Source organism: Klebsiella sp. CTHL.F3a, from assembly GCF_019890895.1.
GTDB lineage: Bacteria > Pseudomonadota > Gammaproteobacteria > Enterobacterales > Enterobacteriaceae > Klebsiella > Klebsiella grimontii.
Genome location: NZ_CP082360.1, coordinates 350,226 through 368,052, shown reverse-complemented (window position 1 = coordinate 368,052; position 17,827 = coordinate 350,226). Strand labels below are relative to the sequence as shown.

Genomic DNA, 17,827 nt, shown 5'->3' with positions numbered 1-17,827 from the left:
CTTATGCCTCACCAAGGTATGCGCGGATCACATCCGGGTTGTTGCGGATCTCTTCCGGCGTACCGTTGGCCAGCGGCGTGCCCTGGTTTACCACGTAAATACGGTCGGAAATGCCCATCACCAGCTTCATATCGTGCTCAATCAGCAGGATAGTGGTGTTGTGATGGCTGCGCAGCTCGGCGATCAGTTCGTCCAGCTCTTTGGTCTCTTTCGGGTTCAGCCCCGCCGCCGGTTCATCCAGCATCAGGATTTCCGGCTGAGTCACCATACAGCGGGCAATCTCCAGACGACGCTGGTCGCCGTAGGCCAGGTTGCTGGCCTGCCGGTTGGCGTGCTCAAGCAGGCCGATACGTTCAAGCCAGGTCGCGGCGCGATCGAGCGCTTCGCTCTGGGCGCGGCGGAAGGATGGCGTCTTCAGCAGGCCGGAGAAAACCCCGGTTTTCAACTGCTGATGCTGCGCCACCAGCAGGTTTTCAATCACCGTCATTTCGCGGAACAGACGCACGTGCTGGAAAGTTCGCACGACGCCCATGCGGGCGATCTGCTGCCCCGGCAACCCTTCCAGATGCTGGTCACGCAGCATAATGGTGCCGCCGGTTGGCTTATAGAAACCAGTCAGGCAGTTGAAGACGGTGGTTTTGCCCGCGCCGTTAGGGCCGATAAGCGAAACGATTTCCCGCTCGCGCAGCTCCAGCGACACGTTGTTGACCGCCAGCAGGCCGCCAAAACGCATCATCAGACCGTTTACGGATAATAATGGCTGACTCATGCCTGCTCTCCTTCTTTGGCCTGCCCATTTTTCAGCTTCAGCTGTGGACGGGTCATCGGCAGAAGCCCCTGCGGACGCCAGATCATCATCAGTACCATCAGCGCACCCAGCATCAGCATGCTGTATTCATTGAAATCACGCATCAGCTCGCGCGAGACGACCAGCAGAACCGCCGCCAGGATCACCGCGAACTGCGAACCCATACCGCCGAGAACCACAATCGCCAGCACAAAGGCCGACTCGGCGAAGGTAAAGGATTCCGGGCTGACGAAGCCCTGACGGGCGGCGAACAGGGTTCCGGCAAAACCGGCAAACGCGGCGCTGATGGTAAAGGCGGTCAGCTTGATGCGCGTCGGGCTGAGGCCCAGCGAGCGACAGGCGATCTCATCTTCGCGCAGCGCTTCCCACGCGCGGCCCAGCGGCATCCGCAGCAGGCGGTTAATCACGAACAGGCTTAACACCACCAGCAGCAAAGCGACCAGATAGAGGAAAATCACGCGATCGGAGGGGTCGTACTTCACGCCGAAGAAATTGCTGAACGTATCCCAGCCGCCTTCGCGGGCGCTGCGGCTAAATTCAAGACCGAACAGCGTCGGTTTCGGGATCTGGCTGATACCGTTCGGACCGCCGGTTATTTCGGTGTTGTTGAGCAGCAGGATGCGCACGATTTCACCGAAACCGAGCGTCACAATCGCCAGATAGTCGCCGCGCAGGCGCAGAACCGGGAAGCCAAGCAGGAAGCCCGCCGCTGCCGAAACCAGCCCCGCCAGCGGCAGGCAGGTCCAGAAGCCCAGACCGTAATAGTGGTTCAGCAGCGCGAAGGTATAGGCGCCGATGGCGTAGAAACCGCCGTAGCCCAGCACCAGCAGGCCGGAAAGCCCCACCACCACGTTGAGTCCCAGGCCGAGGATGATATAGATCATCGTCAGGGTAGCGATATCCACCGTCCCGCGCGACACCATAAACGGCCACGCCACGGCGATAACCAGCAGGGCGATCAGAAACAGCTTCTGTTTTACCGTCGAACCGTCGATAGCCGGCAGAATAAACTTCGGCCCAGAGACGTTCTTAATGGTTTTCTGGAAAACAGGACGCAGCAACTGGAAGAAGAAGACCACTGCGGTACCGATATAGATCCACTGCCAGCGGATATCGGCGGCGGTATCCACCACCAGTTTGGTGCCGTCCAGCTCCAGCTGCACGCCCATAAAGACGCCCGCGAGGATAAAGAACATCACCGCGGACAGCAGCGCCATCGCAAAATGCATCGGTTTCATACTTTTTCTACCTCCGGACGACCCAGGATACCGGTAGGCATCACCAGCAGAACCAGGATCAGCAGCGCGAAGGAGACCACGTCTTTATATTCCGTGCTGAGATAGGCAGAAGAGAGCGCTTCGGCGATACCGAGGATCAGCCCGCCGATCATCGCCCCAGGAATACTGCCGATACCGCCAAGAACCGCGGCGGTGAAGGCCTTCATCCCGGCCATAAAGCCGATGTACGGGTTGATCACGCCGTAGAACTGACCGAGCAGAACGCCGGCAACCGCCGCCATTGCCGCGCCGATAACAAACGTCAGCGCAATTACGCGGTCGGTGTTAATCCCGAGCAGGCTGGCCATTTTCAGGTCTTCAGCGCAGGCGCGGCAGGCGCGCCCCATACGGGAATAGCGGATGAACAGCGTCAGCGCCAGCATAGCGATAAACGTCACTACCCAGATAACCAGCTGCATGGTGGTAATGGTCGCGGAGAAATTGTCGCTGCTGCCCACCGTCCACTGGCCGTTAAACAGGCTTGGTAGCGCGACATCGCGCGAACCTTCCGTCAGGCTGACGTAGTTTTGCAGGAAGATAGACATCCCGATGGCGGAGATCAGCGCAATCAGGCGTTTGGAGCTGCGCACGGGCCGGTAGGCCACGCGTTCGATACTCCAGCCGTAGGCGCTGGCAATGACGATAGCGCCGACGAATCCGGCGGCAACCAGCAGCCAGCTGGTATCAATGCCCATCATCATCAGGGCGGCAATGATCATGAAGGAGACGTAGCTGCCAATCATATAGACCTCGCCGTGGGCGAAGTTGATCATGCCGATAATGCCGTAAACCATGGTATAGCCGATGGCAATCAGCGCGTAGGTGCTTCCCAGCGTGACGCCGTTAAACATCTGCTGCAGAAAATAGAGAAACTGCTCGGACATAAGGTAACCTTTTTCTACCCGCCCGCTTTGCGCGGGCGGTGGGATAACTTGTCTTATGGCTTATTTCGCGAGGGTGGATGACCCGTCCGCGTGCCACTGGAAGACACCAAACTCAAATCCCTTCAAATCGCCTTTTTCGTCCCAATTCAGCGGCCCAATCACGGTTTTCGCGCCGTGAGCTTTCAGATCTTTGATTAAATCCAGCGGCGCCTGGCTTCCGGCCCGGTCCATCGCCTGCGCCAGAGACTGCACGGCGGCGTAGGTGATCCAGACATACGGACCGCTCGGGTCTTTCTTCTCTGCTTTGAGCGCGTCAACGATAGCGCTGTTGGCCGGGTCCTGGTCATAGCGTTTCGGCATCGTGACCAGCATGCCTTCCGCCGCATCGCCCGCGATGTTGGACAGCGACGCGTTACCCACGCCTTCCGGGCCCATAAACACGGTTTTCAGGCCCACGGAGCGCGCCTGGCGCAGCATCTGGCCCATTTCCGGGTAGTAGCCGCCGTAGTAAACGAAGTCAATATTCTCTTTTTTCTGACGCGCCAGCAGCGCGGAGAAGTCTTTTTCGCCGGCGGTAATGCCGTCGAAGAAGACGATATTCGCGCCGCCTTTTTTCAGGCTTTCCTGGACAGAACGCGCCAGACCTTCGCCGTACTGCTGCTTATCATGAATGATAGCAATACGCTGCGGTTTGACGTTTTCCATGATGTATTTTGCGGCGGTCGGCCCCTGCGAAGAGTCCAGACCGGCGGTACGCATGATGTATTGATAGCCGCGCTGGGTCAGCTCCGGATTGGTCGCACCCGGGGAGATCATCAGAATGCCTTCATCTTCATAGATATCGGATGCCGGCTGAGTGGAAGAAGAGCACAGGTGGCCGATAACGTACTGAATGCCGTCATTGACGATTTTGTTCGCCACCGCAACAGCCTGTTTCGGGTCGCAGGCGTCATCGTACTCCACGGCAACCAGCTTATCGCCCTTGATGCCGCCCTGGGCGTTAATATCTTTGATCGCCTGGCGTGCGCCGTTGAATTCCATATCGCCCCACTGGGCTACCGGGCCAGACATCGCGCCAACAACGGCGACCTTAATATCTTTGGCAAAAGCCGCCTGGGACATCGCCAGTGCGACTAACCCCGCGATAACCGTTTTCGCGTTCCTTTTCATGCTGCAGAACCCCGTTCGTGATGTGGTGTAAATATTTTGTATTTTTATGGTTAAAAAGCATTCTGTACTTTTATTAAACAACGCTACTTTTACCATTATCTTTAATGGTTTAGCGAGGTTTTTTGCCTGAATACAGAGTAAAATCTCTATTTTTCAGGCGATTAAGCAAAGATAATATTCTGTATTTACCGGAAGATAAACAAAAAAAGTCCAGTAAACAGCATAAAATAACGATACATAAGGCGGAATAAAACGCTACATATCAGGTTAAAATTCTGCTTATTTTTCGATCCATGATGAATTGCTCTACCCAGCACCTTCCAGGAAAACGAATCCCCTGATGAACAGGCAAAAAACGGCGCTCCGCCTGGCAGGGAATTTGGATACACTAACGACTCTGTTTTGACTGGACCCTCGCGTATGAAACTGACCATTATTCGTTTACAGCACTTCAGCGATCAGGATCGCATCGACTTAGGTAAAATCTGGCCGTCGCAGGATCTCGCGGCGCTGGCGCTGGATGAGAACCATCGTATTTATGCCGCCCGCTTTAATGAGCGCCTGCTGGCAGCGGTTCGCGTAACGCTGAACGGCGTTGAGGGTGAGCTCGGCGCGCTGTGCGTGCGTGAAGTGACCCGCCGTCGCGGCGTCGGACAATATTTAGTGGAAGAGGTGCTAAGGGATAATCCAGAGATCGGCAGCTGGCGCATCGCGGATGCCGACGTGGAAGACCGCGGCGTGATGGCGGCGTTTATGCAGGCGCTGGGCTTTAACGCGCAAACCGGCGGTTGGGTAAAAAAGCAATAAATCGGCGAAAGAAGGCCGAACATTCCCGGATTGCGGCTGAACGCCTTATCCGGGCTCCAAAAAACCAGACCGCACCAGACTGTAACCCGGGTAAGCACAGCGTGACCCGGGAAGAAACCGCACCAATGCATCAACCCCGGCGCATTCCCCGGGTTGCGGCGTAACGCCTTACCCGGGCTATCGACTAAAAAGGCAACTTACGTTGCCTTTTTGCTTTTACGTTTATCCTCGCCTATGCGAAGAGGAAAGGATCAACGGATTTAACCCAGCATTTCGCGTTGCAGAAAGGCGTCAAGACCCGAAATCCCCGGGAGCTTACATCAGTAAGTGACCGGGGTTGAGGGGCGCAGACAACGCATCTGCGGCGTGAAAGACCCTTTCATTTAACCCAGCATTTCGCGTTGCAGGAAGGCGTCAAGACCCGAAATCCCCGGGAGCTTACATCAGTAAGTGACCGGGGTTGAGGGGCGCAGACAACGCATCTGCGGCGTGAAAGACCCTTTCATTTAACCCAGCATTTCGCGTTGCAGGAAGGCGTCAAGACCCGAATTCCCCGGGAGCTTACATCAGTAAGTGACCGGGGTTGAGGGGCGCAGACAACGCATCTGCGGCGTGAAAGGCGCAGGTTAAATTATTTGGCGTCGGTCGCCGTACCATTAGCATGCCAGGTAAACACGCCGAACTCGAAGCCCTTCAGATCGCCCTTCTCGTTCCAGGTGAGCGGCCCCATCACGGTCTCAACCGTTGCCCCTTTCAGATATTTGGCGATTTCTGCCGGATCGTCAGACTGATTCAGACCTGCTTCCAGCGACTGCAGCGCGGCATAGGTGGTCCACACGAACGCGCCGCTTGGATCCTGTTTCTTCGCTTTGATCGCATCTACGATGGGTTTGTTAGCCGGAACCTGGTCGTAGTTTTTCGGCTTGGTCACCAGCATACCTTCCGCAGAAGCGCCCGCGATATTAGACAGGGACACGTTCGCTACCCCTTCCGGTCCCATAAACTGCGTTTTCAGGCCAGCGGCGCGAGACTGACGCAGGATCTGCCCCATCTCCGGGTGGTAGCCGCCGTAGTAGACGAAGTCGATGTTCTCTTTCTTCAGACGCGCCACCAGGGTTGAGAAGTCTTTCTCACCGGCGGTAATGCCGTCAAAGAACACCACGTTGGCGCCGCCCTTCTTCAGGTTGTCCTGCACCGCGCGGGCCAGACCCTCGCCGTACTGCTGCTTGTCGTGGACAATCGCGATGCGCTGCGGCTTCACTTTTTCCAGAATATATTTGGCGGCGGTTGGCCCCTGGTCGGAGTCCAGGCCGGTAGTGCGCAGAATCAGGTGATAGCCGCGAGCCGTCAGCTCCGGCGCGGTTGCTGCCGGGGTGATCATTAGCACGCCTTCATCTTCATAGATATCAGACGCCGGCTGGGTGGAAGAAGAGCACAGGTGGCCGATAACGTATTTGATACCGTCGTTAATCACTTTGTTAGCGACGGCAACCGCTTGTTTCGGGTCACAGGCGTCGTCGTATTTTACCATCTGCAGCTTATTACCTTTGATGCCGCCTTTGGCGTTGATATCGGCAATGGCCTGCTCAGCGCCAGTAAATTCCTGATCGCCGTACTGCGCTACCGGACCGGACATCGCGCCAACGACGGCGACTTTGATATCTTCGGCCATTGCCGTACCGCTCATGATTAAGGCAATACATCCTGCCAGTAACGCTTTACCCTTCATATTCATCCTGAGGCTCCCCATTATTATGGTTTTTGCATTTGTTGTGATGTTGTTTGTTAGCGCATTATTCTAATTAGACACATAAGAAAAGCATATGATAGTTAGATTAGGGTCTGCTGCCTGCGCTTTTGCAGCACACTATGCTAAACATACCGTCATTCAGGAGAATTGGAAACGATAAAATTGCGGAGTATGTAACAGATAAGTGACAAATAAAAACCCGCGCCGGAATAAACCGAACGCGGTGGCATGAGCAACGCGACTACCAGCCCGCGGGCAGATAGCCAAAGGCAGAAGCGATGGCGTAGACGGCGCTGCAAAGATAGAGCAATACGATGAAGATCTGGATGAATGGGTGCGTTATCAGCGCCGGGCAGGTCCAACCGGGAGTGATATCCCCCTGCCGCCGTGAACCTTTCAGGATCAGGATCGGCATGATGGACAAAATCACCCCGCTAAATACCCCGGCAAAATAGAGCGCGTTCACGAAGGACACCATCCCGCTGTAGGCCAGAATAAAAGGCGGCACGGCGACCACGAGCAGCACCTTAAAGCGTTTGAACGGCTGCTCGTCGTTGCCCAGGCGAAACTGATCGAAGATATTGGTCAGGAAGCTTCCACCCAGTCCCCAATAGGAGGTCAGCATCGCGCAGAGCGCAAAGAGGTTTGCCGAGAAGAAGGCCCACTCGCCGAGCGCCCTTCCCCATGAAATGGTCGCCACATCAGAAATATTATCCAGCCCGCTTAATGCAATCACCGAGAGCGGGACCAGGGCCAGCAGGCAAAAGGTTAACACCATCCCCACCATAATGGCCTTCGGCAGTTTCTCCGGTTTATCGGCGAAACCGCGCGCCATTTCCGGCACGATATACTGCGCGGAGAAGCAGAACGCGACCACATTAAACACTGGCACCATATACAGCCAGTTACCTTCAAGTAAATAACTCACGCTCGCGGTTTCTTTCAGCAACGTCGCGGCAACCAAAATGGTTATCATAACGACCATGCCGATACTGATGAATTTCTCACCCCGGCCAATCGCCTTCAGGCCAAGATAAAGCACCCCGGCCGCCGGAATAAAAAACAGTGCGCTGCCCAGGGCAGGCGAGATGCCGAATAACGAATGCAGGAGTTTACCGCTGCCGGTCATATAAGCCGTCAGCGCGCCGACGCTGTTGACGCAAACGGAGAGGAACATCATCAATGCCCCGAAGCGGCCAACATAGCGCTGCGACAGGCCGCTGAGCTGTAAATGCTTGCGGGTACGCAGCGTCGACTCTGCGACATAGAGCATGGTAATAGTCGTCAGGCTACCGACAACAACGAGCCAAAACAGCAGCGGCAGAAAGCCCGCTTTGCTTGAGGCATAGGCGATGGATAGCACCCCAGCACCGATATTGGTGCCGACGATCATCGACACGCCTTCGATGAAACTGAGGGATTTTGCAGGTACAGCGGTACGTTCCCGGCTCGTCAGAACCGAAGAAAAGGTGGAGTTGTCAGACATAATATTTTCCGTTTTATTCCGGCAACATGCGCTGCCGGAAAAAAGGTGATATCAGGGTGAAATACCACTCACGCTGAGCATGAATAACCAGACTGCGGCTTCCTGTTTCTGTTGGGCTTCCCTACCGCCGCAGATGGATGTAAGACTGACTAGCCCTTCAGCACGCGGGCCAAAATATCCAGCGCCTTCGTAAACTGCGCATCCGGAATCGTTAACGGATAGAGGAAGCGAATGACGTTGCCGTAGACGCCGCAGCTTAGCAGCAGCAGTCCGTTCTCCTGGGCTTTTTGCTGGATTTGACGAGTGATCTCCGGCGACGGCTCGCCGGTTTGCGGATCGTTAAACTCCACCGCCACCATCGACCCCTGGCCGCGTACGTCCGCAATGGCCGGGCAGCTTTGACGTGCCTGATTCAGCACCTCTTTCAGATGACTGCCTAAGCGCTCAGCGCGCTGGCACAGCTGCTCTTCTTCAATCACGTCCAGCACCGCATGCGCAGCCGCGACCGCCAGTGGGTTACCGGCATAGGTACCGCCCAGGCCGCCCGGCGCAGGTGCATCCATCACCTCCGCGCGACCGACCACGCCGGAGAGCGGGAAACCGCCGGCCAGACTTTTAGCCATCGTCATCAGGTCAGGTTTCACATCATAGTGCTGCATCGCAAACAGCTTGCCGGTGCGTGCAAAGCCGGTTTGTACTTCATCGGCAATCAGCAGAATGCCGTGGGTATCGCACAGCGCGCGCAGAGCCTGCATAAACTCAGGCGGGGCGACGTTAAAGCCGCCTTCGCCCTGAATCGGCTCCAGAACAATCGCCGCCACCTGGTCGGCCGCGATATCGGCTTTAAAAATACGATCCAGGCTTTTCATCGCGTCAGCGGTGGTAATGCCATGGGCAGCATTAGGGTAGACGGCGTGATAAACCGAGCCCGGGAACGGGCCGAAACCAATCTTATAAGGCGCCACTTTGCCGGTCAGCGCCATGGTCATGAAAGTACGGCCGTGGAATCCGCCGCCAAAGGTAATCAGACCCGGACGACCAGTATAAGCGCGCGCAATTTTCACCGCGTTTTCAACCGCTTCCGCCCCGGTGGTAAAGAACGCCGTTTTTGCCTGACCGTCAATCGGCGCCAGCTCGTTAATCCGCTCGGCCAGCGTGACGTAGCTTTCGTACGGGACAATCTGATAAGCAGTATGGGTAAAGGCCTGCAGCTGCTGTTCAACGGCGGCAATGATTTTAGGGTGCCGATGGCCGGTATTCAGCACCGCAATGCCGGCGGCGAAATCAATCACCTCATTCCCTTCAATATCCCACAGCGTAGCGTTCTCTGCTTTCTCAACAAAGTAGCTGCACATTACCCCTACACCGCGCGGAGTCGCCTGCTGGCGACGCTGATTCAGTTCTGAACTTTTCACCGGGAATCTCCTGTCATGTGTGTCACGTTATCGCAACAAATCCGAAACTATGTCGTTTATTTACACAGGATTTGGCCCTATAATCGAGTACCAATTCAGATTATCTGAGGGATCCAATTGCGTTCGCTCATCGCAGACATGGTGCTGGTCAGATTGCAGAAAGAAACCGATCCGCTCCTGCACAAGCGCCTTTACAAGGCGATTCGCCACGCCATTCTGGATGGTTCTCTACCGCCCCATAGTCGCCTGCCGCCGTCGCGGGATCTGGCGGGGGAGCTGAGAATGTCTCGTAACACAATTTTAACAGTTTACGAACAATTGCTGGCCGAGGGGTACGTCGTATCCCGCCGCGGCAGCGGAACATTCGTCGCGAAAACGCTGCCCGATATGTTCCTTCCCGCCAGCAGCGCCAGTGAAAGCAGCCCGGCGCCCGCAGCCAGCGCGCCTATCTCCAGGCGCGGCCAGCATCTGCTGGGACAGGTCAGCGCCAGCCCGCGTCAGTGGGGGGCGTTTATCCCCGGCGTACCGGACGTCAACGCGTTTCCCCATCCGCTGTTCAGTAAAATCCAGGCGCGTATCAGCCGCCGTCCAAAACCGGAACAGCTCAGCTACAGCTGTAACGGCGGAACGGCCGAGCTACAGCACGCATTGGTGGACTATCTGAGAGTAGCGCGCGGCGTTCAGTGTCAGGCAGATCAAATTCTTATCACCGAAGGGATCCACCAGGCGATCGACCTGATTACCCGCATGCTGTGCGACCGCGGCGATCTCGCCTGGGTGGAGGAACCGTCCTACTGGGGCATTCGCCATGTGCTGGCGATGAATGAAGTGCGGGCCGAGCCCGTGGTGGTTGATGCCAGCGGCCTGTGCCCGCCCGAAAGCATAGCCGAAGCCCCGCGGCTGATCTTCGTTACGCCATCCCATCAGTATCCCCTCGGCGCGGTAATGAGCCTTGAGCGCCGACAGCGCCTGCTTACGCTAGCCCATCAGCACGACAGCTGGATTGTGGAAGATGATTACGACAGCGAGTTTCGCTTTTCCGGCCAGCCGATCCCGGCGCTACAGGGCTTAGTCCCCGAAGCGCCGGTGGTCTACGTCGGTACGTTCAGTAAAACGCTCTACCCGGGACTGCGGCTTGGCTACGTCGTGCTACCTCGACCGTTGGCGGCTGAACTCAAAAACGCCCATGCCGAGCTCTATCGCGGCGGCCATTCGCTTATCCAGCTGGCGCTGGCGGAATTTATCAACGCCGGTCATTACTCGGCGCATATTCGCCGCATGCGCCTGCTCTACAGCCGCCGCCGCGTCTTTTTGACCGAGCTGATTCAGCGGCACTGCGGGCCGCACGCGCTGTCGGACTTCAGCGATAATGCCGGACTGCATCTAATACTGAATTTGCCGGATGAGGCGGATGACGTGGCGATTGCCCGCGACGCCAACGCGCGCAATATCTTAGTGCGTCCGCTGTCACGCTATTACCTGACAACGCAACGCAAGAAAGGGCTGTTGATGGGCTTTGCTTCGCAGCCGGAAACGCAGATGGAGCCGGCGTTCAACATCCTGCTTGAGTGTCTGAAAATGCACTGCCCACAGGCGCTGGCGGAGGCAGAAAAACAAAACGCCCCAACGTAATGTGGGGCGTTATCGGGGGACTGGCGCTCAGATTAGGCTTCGATAGCGGCGCGCAGTTTTTTCATGGCGTTCTTTTCAAGCTGGCGCACACGTTCAGCCGACACGCCGTAGCGGTCTGCCAGCTCCTGCAGCGTGGACTTGTTGTCTTCGTCCAACCAGCGGGCGCGGATGATGTCCTGGCTACGTTCGTCAAGACCCTGCATCGCGTCGGTCAGCTTGTTCGCCGCCTGCTCTTCCCAGTTATCGTCTTCGATGCCGTCGGCAAAGTTAGACGTTTTATCCTGCAGATAGAGTACCGGCGCCATCGGCTGGCTATCGGACTCATCATCCGAAGACATGTCAAAGGTCATGTCCTGCGCCGCCATACGTGACTCCATCTCACGCACGTCTTTGCTCGACACGCCCAGCTCGCGGGCAACCATTTCGACTTCATCCTGATTAAACCAGCCCAGACGCTGCTTGGTTTTACGCAGGTTAAAGAACAATTTACGCTGTGCTTTCGTGGTCGCGACCTTCACGATACGCCAGTTACGCAGCACGTATTCATGAATTTCCGCTTTGATCCAGTGCACGGCGAAGGAAACCAGACGCACGCCCACTTCCGGGTTAAAACGGCGCACGGCTTTCATCAGGCCAATGTTGCCTTCCTGAATCAGATCTGCCTGCGGCAGGCCATAGCCCGAGTAGTTACGAGCAATATGAACAACAAAGCGCAGGTGAGACAGGATCAGCTTTTTCGCTGCTTCCAGATCGCCCTGGTAATGCAGCTTTTCAGCAAGCTCCCGCTCTTCATCAGCCGATAACATCGGCCAAGTGTTAGCAGCCCGGATGTACGATTCCAGGTTACCAACGGGGGCTAAGGCTAAAGTTTGCATATCTTTGGTCATTCAAATCCTCTCAATCGATATCTTCTGGCATCATTCTGTCCTCACAACGGAGCAACAAACATGCCAGCATTGATGAGCAACGAGAATATCACTCACATTAGTATCAGACAGTGATTTTATCCACAAGTTCCATGCAATGATGTGAATAGATTACGCACAAAATGTGACATGGTCATGAAGTTTAGGGAAGCGTCGACAGGGACTCTTTCCCTGCAGAGAGATATTCAGTGCAGGGAAAGATTATACCAGATTTTTACTACTCGGGAGTAAAGTGACGTAAATGTTGAACGGTTGCCAGCCAGGCGGCGACCCAGCCAATCATCGAGCAAACAATCAGCATCAGCAGGCACTCGTCAAAGCCTAAGCCGCTGAGTTCAAACTGCGTGCCGAAGACTTTCGCCACTTCGGTAACCGCCGACGACAGGCGCATGACCATAATTTCCGACAAGATCAGCGACAGAAACGCGCCGGAGAACCCCAGCAGCGCTCCGCCGTAAAGGAACGGACGCAGAATGAAGCCGTCGGTCGCGCCAATCAGTTTCTGCACGTTAATGGTATCGCGACGGGCGAAGATGCTCAGACGTACGCTGTTGCCGATCACCAGGAAGACCGCCGCCACCATCAGTACGCCGATCATCGCCGACACGCGTCCGACCAGCCCGGTGAGCGACGAGAGGCGCGCAAACCAGCTGTCATCCATACGCACTTCATCAACGCCCTGAACGTGGCTCACGCGGTCGCGCAGCGTGTTCAGCGCCTCAACGCTCTGGAAATCAATCTTCGGCACCACGATCGCTACCGCCGGCAGCGGGTTCTCTTCCAGCATATCCAGCGCGCCGCCAAAGCCAGACCAGTTGCGGAATTCGCCAAGGGCTTCATCGCGCGACAGATAGTTAACCTTCTCGACGCCCTGCTCCGCCTGCAGCTGGCCGACTACCCGGGCAGCCGCATCGTCATCCAGCGTTTTTTCCAGATAAACGGTGATTTGCGGCGTGGGGTAATACTGCGACGCTGCGGTGCTGACGTTTTTGTAGACCATGTAGCACACGCTCGGCAGGGTCAACGAAATGGCGATCACCATCACCGTCAGGAACGTCGCCAGCGGCGTACTTTTCAGATCCTGTACCGCGCCGTGCCAGGCGTAGCGCACCTGCTCATTGAATACGTTGCTCTTACGGGAAGCCGGATTCGGCGCGGCTTTTGGCCGCTTCGACCCATTGCGTCCGCCGCTACCACCCGCCCCGCCCGCATTGCGGAAACGGTCGAATCGATTGCCGAATCGGCGAATGTGGTTCATTGCCTCGCGCTTATTCACCGATGTGGCCTCCATGCATATGCCCCTCGCTGAGGGACAGGACGCGGTACGGACGACTGGATATAAGCCCCAGGTCATGCGTCGCCATCAGCACCGTCACCCCAACGCGGTTAAACTCTTCAAACAGACGTAAGATCCCTTCCGACAGCGCCTCATCGAGGTTACCGGTCGGTTCATCCGCCAGCAGGACCGCGGGTTTATTGACCACCGCGCGGGCGATGCCCACGCGCTGTTGTTCACCGCCTGAAAGCTGAATCGGCAGGTTTTTCGCTTTGTCCAGCAGCCCGACTTTATCCAGCGCCGCCGAGACGCGACGACGGATATCATCGCCACTGGCGCCGGCGATAATCAGCGGGATCGCCACATTATCGTAAACGGTACGGTCCATCAGCAGATGATGGTCCTGGAAAATCATGCCAATCTGACGGCGCAAAAACGGCACCTCGCGGCTCTTCAGGCGGCTGATATCATGGCCGCCGAAGAGGATTTTGCCGGCGCTGGGCCGTTCGATACCGCAGATAAGCTTCAGCAGGGTACTTTTCCCCGCGCCGGAATGGCCGGTCAGAAACGCCATCTCGCCCGCCTGCAGGTGGAAAGTCACCCCCTGCAGCGCTTGTCTCCCACCGAGATAGGCTTTGCTGACTTGTTCAAAGCGAATCATTTTTAATCCTCTCGGGCAAAAAGTGCCTCAATAAAGTCGCCCGCATTAAACGGACGCAGATCTTCAATACGTTCGCCAACACCGATGTAGCGAATCGGAATACCGAACTGATCGGCAACCGAGAAGATAACCCCGCCCTTGGCGGTACCATCCAGCTTAGTCAAGGTGATACCGGTCAGTCCAACCGCTTCGTGGAACAGTTTGGCCTGGCTAATCGCGTTCTGCCCGGTGCTGGCGTCAATGGTCAGCATAACTTCATGCGGCGCATCGACATCGAGTTTTTTCATGACGCGGACAATCTTCTTCAGTTCTTCCATCAGGTGCGATTTATTCTGCAGACGGCCCGCAGTATCGGCAATCAGGACGTCAATATTGCGCGCCTTCGCCGCCTGGATGGCATCGAAAATGACCGATGCCGAGTCCGCGCCGGTATGCTGGGCAATCACCGGAATATGGTTACGCTGCCCCCAAACCTGAAGCTGCTCTACCGCCGCCGCGCGGAAAGTATCGCCCGCCGCCAGCATCACCGACTTGCCCTGCTGCTCGAACTGACGCGCCAGCTTACCGATGGTGGTGGTTTTACCGACGCCGTTGACGCCGACCATCAGAATCACAAACGGCGTTTTGCCTTCAACGTTCAGCGGCTCATCCACTTTCGCCAGAATATCGCCCATCTCTTCTTTCAGCAGACCGTACAGCGCCTCGGCGTCGCGCAGCTGCTTACGGCTGGCGTCGTTGGTCAGATTAGTGATGATCTTACGCGTGGTTTCCACGCCGACGTCGGCAATCAGCAGCTGCTCTTCCAGCTCTTCAAACAGATCATCGTCGATTTTCTTACCGCGGAACAGACTGATAAATCCGGAACCGAGGTTTTGTTTGGTTTTTACCAGGCTGCGTTTGAGGCGGGCGAAGAAACCTTCTTTGGTCGGTTTTTCCTGCTCTAACGGCGTCACGACGGTTTCGTCCGGCACCACTTCCTTAGCGTTTTCTGCCGCATCGGCCGCCGCCATAGCCTGCGCTTCCAGCTCTTCATCGGTGATATCGGCCTCAGCCTCTTCTGCCGTTTCGTCTGGTTCCGGCTGGTCAACGGCGGTTTCTTCAATAACTGCTGTTTCCGGTTCGGTAATGACCGCTTCCGGCGTCTGTTCAGCGACGGCTTCAGCCGCTACCGGCTCGGCAATGACCTCTTCAATCAGCGGCTCAGCGACAATTTCTTCAACCGCAGGCTGCTCCGCAACTGCTTCAACGACCGGGGATTCGACAACCGCCTGCGGTTGTTCGCTCTCCACGACCTGCTCGGTCACCTCAACCACCTCGGCGGCAAAGGCTTCGGCGTCCGGTTTCTCCGTCGCAGGCGCGTCGACCGTTTCCGGCGCAGCGACAGGCGCTTCACTTTCCGCAGACGGTTCTGCAACCTCTTGCTGGGCTTCTACTTTTTGTTCTGTTTCGCTTTCCTGCGCCTGTTCTTTTTGGCCAAAGCCCAGCCAGGAAAAGAAGCCACGTTTTTTGTCTTTCGCCATTTGCGACTACACTCCTCGCTGTTAATTCATGGCACAGCTTCGGCCTGTTGGCAGCGGAAGCTGAAAAATGATGAAATTAGTCGGATAGTCTACCACTTAACTTAACTCGCATCACCGCCCCCGGATTAAGGTTTCGTCAACCGCTGCCGATCGTTAGAATAGCAGCCCGGAAGTTGAGACTTGAGCAAAGAGATGAAGAAACCAAACCACGCAGGCAGCGGCCAGATCCGTATTATCGGCGGGCAATGGCGGGGCCGTAAATTACCGGTGCCGGAGAGCCCGGGTCTGCGCCCGACCACCGACCGGGTACGCGAAACGCTATTTAACTGGCTGGCGCCGTCGATCGTTGACGCTAACTGCCTCGACTGCTTCGCCGGCAGCGGCGCGCTGGGCCTTGAAGCCCTCTCCCGCTATGCGGCCAACGCCACGCTGCTGGAAATGGAGCGCGGCGTCGCGCAGCAGCTGCAAAAAAACCTGGCGACCCTCAAAGCCAGCAACGCTAAGGTCGTGAACACCAATACTTTAGCGTTTCTCGCTCAGGCGGGCGCACCGCACAATATTGTGTTTGTCGATCCCCCGTTTCGTAAGGGGCTGCTTGAAGAGACGCTGAAACTGCTGGAAAACAACGGCTGGCTTAGCGATGAAGCGCTCATCTACATCGAGAGTGAAGTCGAAAACGGCTTACCGCCGGTGCCGGAGAACTGGCACGTCTATCGTGAAAAAGTGGCCGGACAGGTCGCCTACCGTCTCTATCAACGTGAGGCCCAAGGAGAAAACCATGCTGATTAATTTTGGCCGCTTGCTGATGCTGTGCGTGTGGGCGTTTTTATTGCTGAATCTGTTTCAACCGTTCCCAAAGCCACTGAATATCTTCGTTAACGTGGCGCTAATCTTTATGATTCTGATGCACGGCCTGCAGCTGACGCTGCTCAAGGCGACGCAGACGAAAGAGATGCCGCCGCTGGGGCGTTTCGAACAGGTCCGTATTTTCATCTTCGGCGTGTTCGAACTGGTCGCCTGGCAGAAAAAACTCAAGGCGACCCTGAAGAAGAAGTAACGCCGGGAAAAGGTTCAGGGATCTGGCGCAAAGCCCATAAACCGCGAACCTTTATAGCTCAGGACGCCTTTATCGCCGACGCTTAACGCATGATACTGCGGCGCCTGCAGACGAAAAACCATTTCCATTCCGCCGCTTTCCGGCCTGAAGCTGGCTTCATAACGCATCTCGCTGCCGGCAGGCGTCACCGTCTGCTGGCGCGAACGGCGATCGTTAATCACCTTCTCCCGCTTATTGCTCACCACCACCCGTTTTTGCAACAGCGGCGCGGCGTCATTCTCCATTTTTTCGCGGCGCTGCTGCGCATAGCGATACGACGCGGCAACCGCAATGATGGCAACGGCAACCATAAAAAACAGCGGAACCTTACTCATTCACCTTGCCCCCAGGAATTATCAGGAATAAGCATACTGTGGCTTGATTATCATTGTCATCTTCCTCTGCAAACCACTACACTGAGATTCAGTACTGTAAGTACAATCACTTACTTAATGATAACAGATACAGGGACTTACTATGCTTTGGTCATTTATTGCTGTCTGTTTCTCCGCATGGCTTTACGTCGATGCGTCCTATCGTGGGCCAGCCTGGCGTCGCTGGGTATTTAAACCCGTCACGCTGATCCTGCTTCTGTTACTGGCCTGGCAAGCGCCGATGTTTAACGCCATCAGCTATCTGGTGCTGGCCGGGCTTTGCGCTTCGCTGGTCGGCGACGCCTTGACCCTACTGCCCCGGCAGCGGGTGATGTACGCCGTGGGGGCGTTCTTTCTCTCCCATCTGCTCTACACCATCTGGTTTGCCAGCCAGCTGACGCTATCGTTCTTCTGGCCGCTGCCGCTGGTGCTGCTGATCCTCGGCGCGCTGCTGCTGGCCATCATCTGGACGCGCCTGGAAGAGATGCGAATGCCGGTGTTTACCTTTATCGCGATGACGCTGGTGATGGTCTGGCTGGCTGGCGAGCTGTGGTTCGCTCGCCCGACGGACACCGCGCTGTCCGGTTTCGTTGGCGCCGCGTTCCTGCTGCTCGGCAACGCGGTCTGGCTCATCAGCCATTATCGCCGCCGCTTCCGCGCTGACAACGCGATCTCCTCGGCGTTTTACTTCGCCGGGCACTTCCTGATCGTCCGCGCACTCTATTTGTAATTAAGCGCTTGACTC

17 protein-coding genes are annotated in these 17,827 nt (G+C 56.4%); 5 read left to right on the top strand and 12 right to left on the bottom strand.

The window, feature by feature from the left end:
- Position 1 precedes the first annotated feature (1 nt).
- From livG to livK, 4 genes are read right to left on the bottom strand one after another with little or no spacing between them, the layout of a single operon-like run.
- Positions 2–769 (bottom strand): high-affinity branched-chain amino acid ABC transporter ATP-binding protein LivG, encoded by a 768-nt coding sequence (livG, locus tag K7H21_RS01660; RefSeq protein ID WP_004126165.1) that lies wholly within the window; start codon positions 767–769, stop codon positions 2–4.
- Positions 766–2,046, bottom strand: a complete 1,281-nt coding sequence (gene livM, locus K7H21_RS01655) for a branched chain amino acid ABC transporter permease LivM (RefSeq protein ID WP_004126168.1) — start codon at positions 2,044–2,046, stop codon at positions 766–768. The genes livG and livM overlap by 4 nt, the downstream gene beginning before the upstream one ends.
- Positions 2,043–2,969, bottom strand: coding sequence for a high-affinity branched-chain amino acid ABC transporter permease LivH (livH, locus tag K7H21_RS01650; protein ID WP_004106541.1), 927 nt, complete (start codon positions 2,967–2,969; stop codon positions 2,043–2,045). The genes livM and livH overlap by 4 nt, the downstream gene beginning before the upstream one ends.
- Positions 2,970–3,029: 60 nt before the next feature.
- Positions 3,030–4,139 (bottom strand): high-affinity branched-chain amino acid ABC transporter substrate-binding protein LivK, encoded by a 1,110-nt coding sequence (gene livK, locus K7H21_RS01645; RefSeq protein WP_223035529.1) that lies wholly within the window; start codon positions 4,137–4,139, stop codon positions 3,030–3,032.
- Between the two features lie 420 nt (positions 4,140–4,559).
- Between livK and panM the strand changes: the two genes are divergently transcribed.
- Entirely contained in the window at positions 4,560–4,946 is a 387-nt protein-coding gene (panM, locus tag K7H21_RS01640; protein ID WP_004126174.1) for an aspartate 1-decarboxylase autocleavage activator PanM, read from the top strand.
- A gap of 631 nt (positions 4,947–5,577) precedes the next feature.
- On the opposite strand, the gene K7H21_RS01635 is transcribed toward panM, so the two are convergent.
- From K7H21_RS01635 to K7H21_RS01625, 3 genes are all read right to left on the bottom strand, one after another.
- Entirely contained in the window at positions 5,578–6,681 is a 1,104-nt protein-coding gene (locus tag K7H21_RS01635; protein WP_087828580.1) for a branched-chain amino acid ABC transporter substrate-binding protein, read from the bottom strand.
- A gap of 256 nt (positions 6,682–6,937) precedes the next feature.
- Positions 6,938–8,182 (bottom strand): aromatic amino acid transport family protein, encoded by a 1,245-nt coding sequence (locus K7H21_RS01630; protein ID WP_004126177.1) that lies wholly within the window; start codon positions 8,180–8,182, stop codon positions 6,938–6,940.
- A 149-nt stretch (positions 8,183–8,331) separates the two neighbouring features.
- Positions 8,332–9,597 carry a 4-aminobutyrate--2-oxoglutarate transaminase gene (locus K7H21_RS01625; RefSeq protein ID WP_004126179.1) on the bottom strand — a complete coding sequence of 422 codons (1,266 nt, stop codon included), beginning with the start codon at positions 9,595–9,597 and terminating at the stop codon, positions 8,332–8,334.
- A gap of 117 nt (positions 9,598–9,714) precedes the next feature.
- Here K7H21_RS01625 and pdxR point away from each other — a divergent pair, with 117 nt between their 5' ends.
- Positions 9,715–11,229, top strand: coding sequence for a MocR-like pyridoxine biosynthesis transcription factor PdxR (gene pdxR / locus K7H21_RS01620; RefSeq protein ID WP_049112323.1), 1,515 nt, complete (start codon positions 9,715–9,717; stop codon positions 11,227–11,229).
- Positions 11,230–11,261: 32 nt separating this feature from the next.
- On the opposite strand, the gene rpoH is transcribed toward pdxR, so the two are convergent.
- The 4 genes from rpoH to ftsY form a co-directional block, all read right to left on the bottom strand.
- Positions 11,262–12,116 (bottom strand): RNA polymerase sigma factor RpoH, encoded by an 855-nt coding sequence (gene rpoH, locus K7H21_RS01615; RefSeq protein WP_004106554.1) that lies wholly within the window; start codon positions 12,114–12,116, stop codon positions 11,262–11,264.
- A gap of 256 nt (positions 12,117–12,372) precedes the next feature.
- A complete protein-coding gene (gene ftsX / locus K7H21_RS01610; RefSeq protein WP_032742212.1) occupies positions 12,373–13,431 on the bottom strand; it encodes a permease-like cell division protein FtsX in 1,059 nt (352 codons plus the stop codon).
- Positions 13,424–14,092, bottom strand: a complete 669-nt coding sequence (ftsE, locus tag K7H21_RS01605) for a cell division ATP-binding protein FtsE (RefSeq protein WP_004106557.1) — start codon at positions 14,090–14,092, stop codon at positions 13,424–13,426. The genes ftsX and ftsE overlap by 8 nt, the downstream gene beginning before the upstream one ends.
- 2 nt (positions 14,093–14,094) lie before the next feature.
- Complete coding sequence (gene ftsY / locus K7H21_RS01600; RefSeq protein ID WP_112165956.1) at positions 14,095–15,612, bottom strand: signal recognition particle-docking protein FtsY; 1,518 nt, start codon at positions 15,610–15,612, stop codon at positions 14,095–14,097.
- Positions 15,613–15,804: 192 nt separating this feature from the next.
- Here ftsY and rsmD point away from each other — a divergent pair, with 192 nt between their 5' ends.
- Both rsmD and K7H21_RS01590 read left to right on the top strand, forming a co-directional pair.
- On the top strand, positions 15,805–16,401 hold the full coding sequence (gene rsmD / locus K7H21_RS01595; RefSeq protein WP_004126189.1) for a 16S rRNA (guanine(966)-N(2))-methyltransferase: 597 nt from the start codon (positions 15,805–15,807) through the stop codon (positions 16,399–16,401).
- Positions 16,391–16,669: a DUF1145 family protein gene (locus K7H21_RS01590; RefSeq protein WP_004126191.1), complete on the top strand. Its 279-nt coding sequence runs from the start codon at positions 16,391–16,393 to the stop codon at positions 16,667–16,669. Before rsmD ends, K7H21_RS01590 begins: the two co-directional genes overlap by 11 nt.
- Positions 16,670–16,683: 14 nt before the next feature.
- Here K7H21_RS01590 and K7H21_RS01585 read toward each other — a convergent pair whose 3' ends face one another.
- Positions 16,684–17,043: a DUF2500 domain-containing protein gene (locus K7H21_RS01585; protein WP_004126192.1), complete on the bottom strand. Its 360-nt coding sequence runs from the start codon at positions 17,041–17,043 to the stop codon at positions 16,684–16,686.
- A gap of 142 nt (positions 17,044–17,185) precedes the next feature.
- Here K7H21_RS01585 and K7H21_RS01580 point away from each other — a divergent pair, with 142 nt between their 5' ends.
- Positions 17,186–17,812, top strand: a complete 627-nt coding sequence (locus tag K7H21_RS01580) for a lysoplasmalogenase (protein ID WP_004126194.1) — start codon at positions 17,186–17,188, stop codon at positions 17,810–17,812.
- Positions 17,813–17,827: the final 15 nt, after the last annotated feature.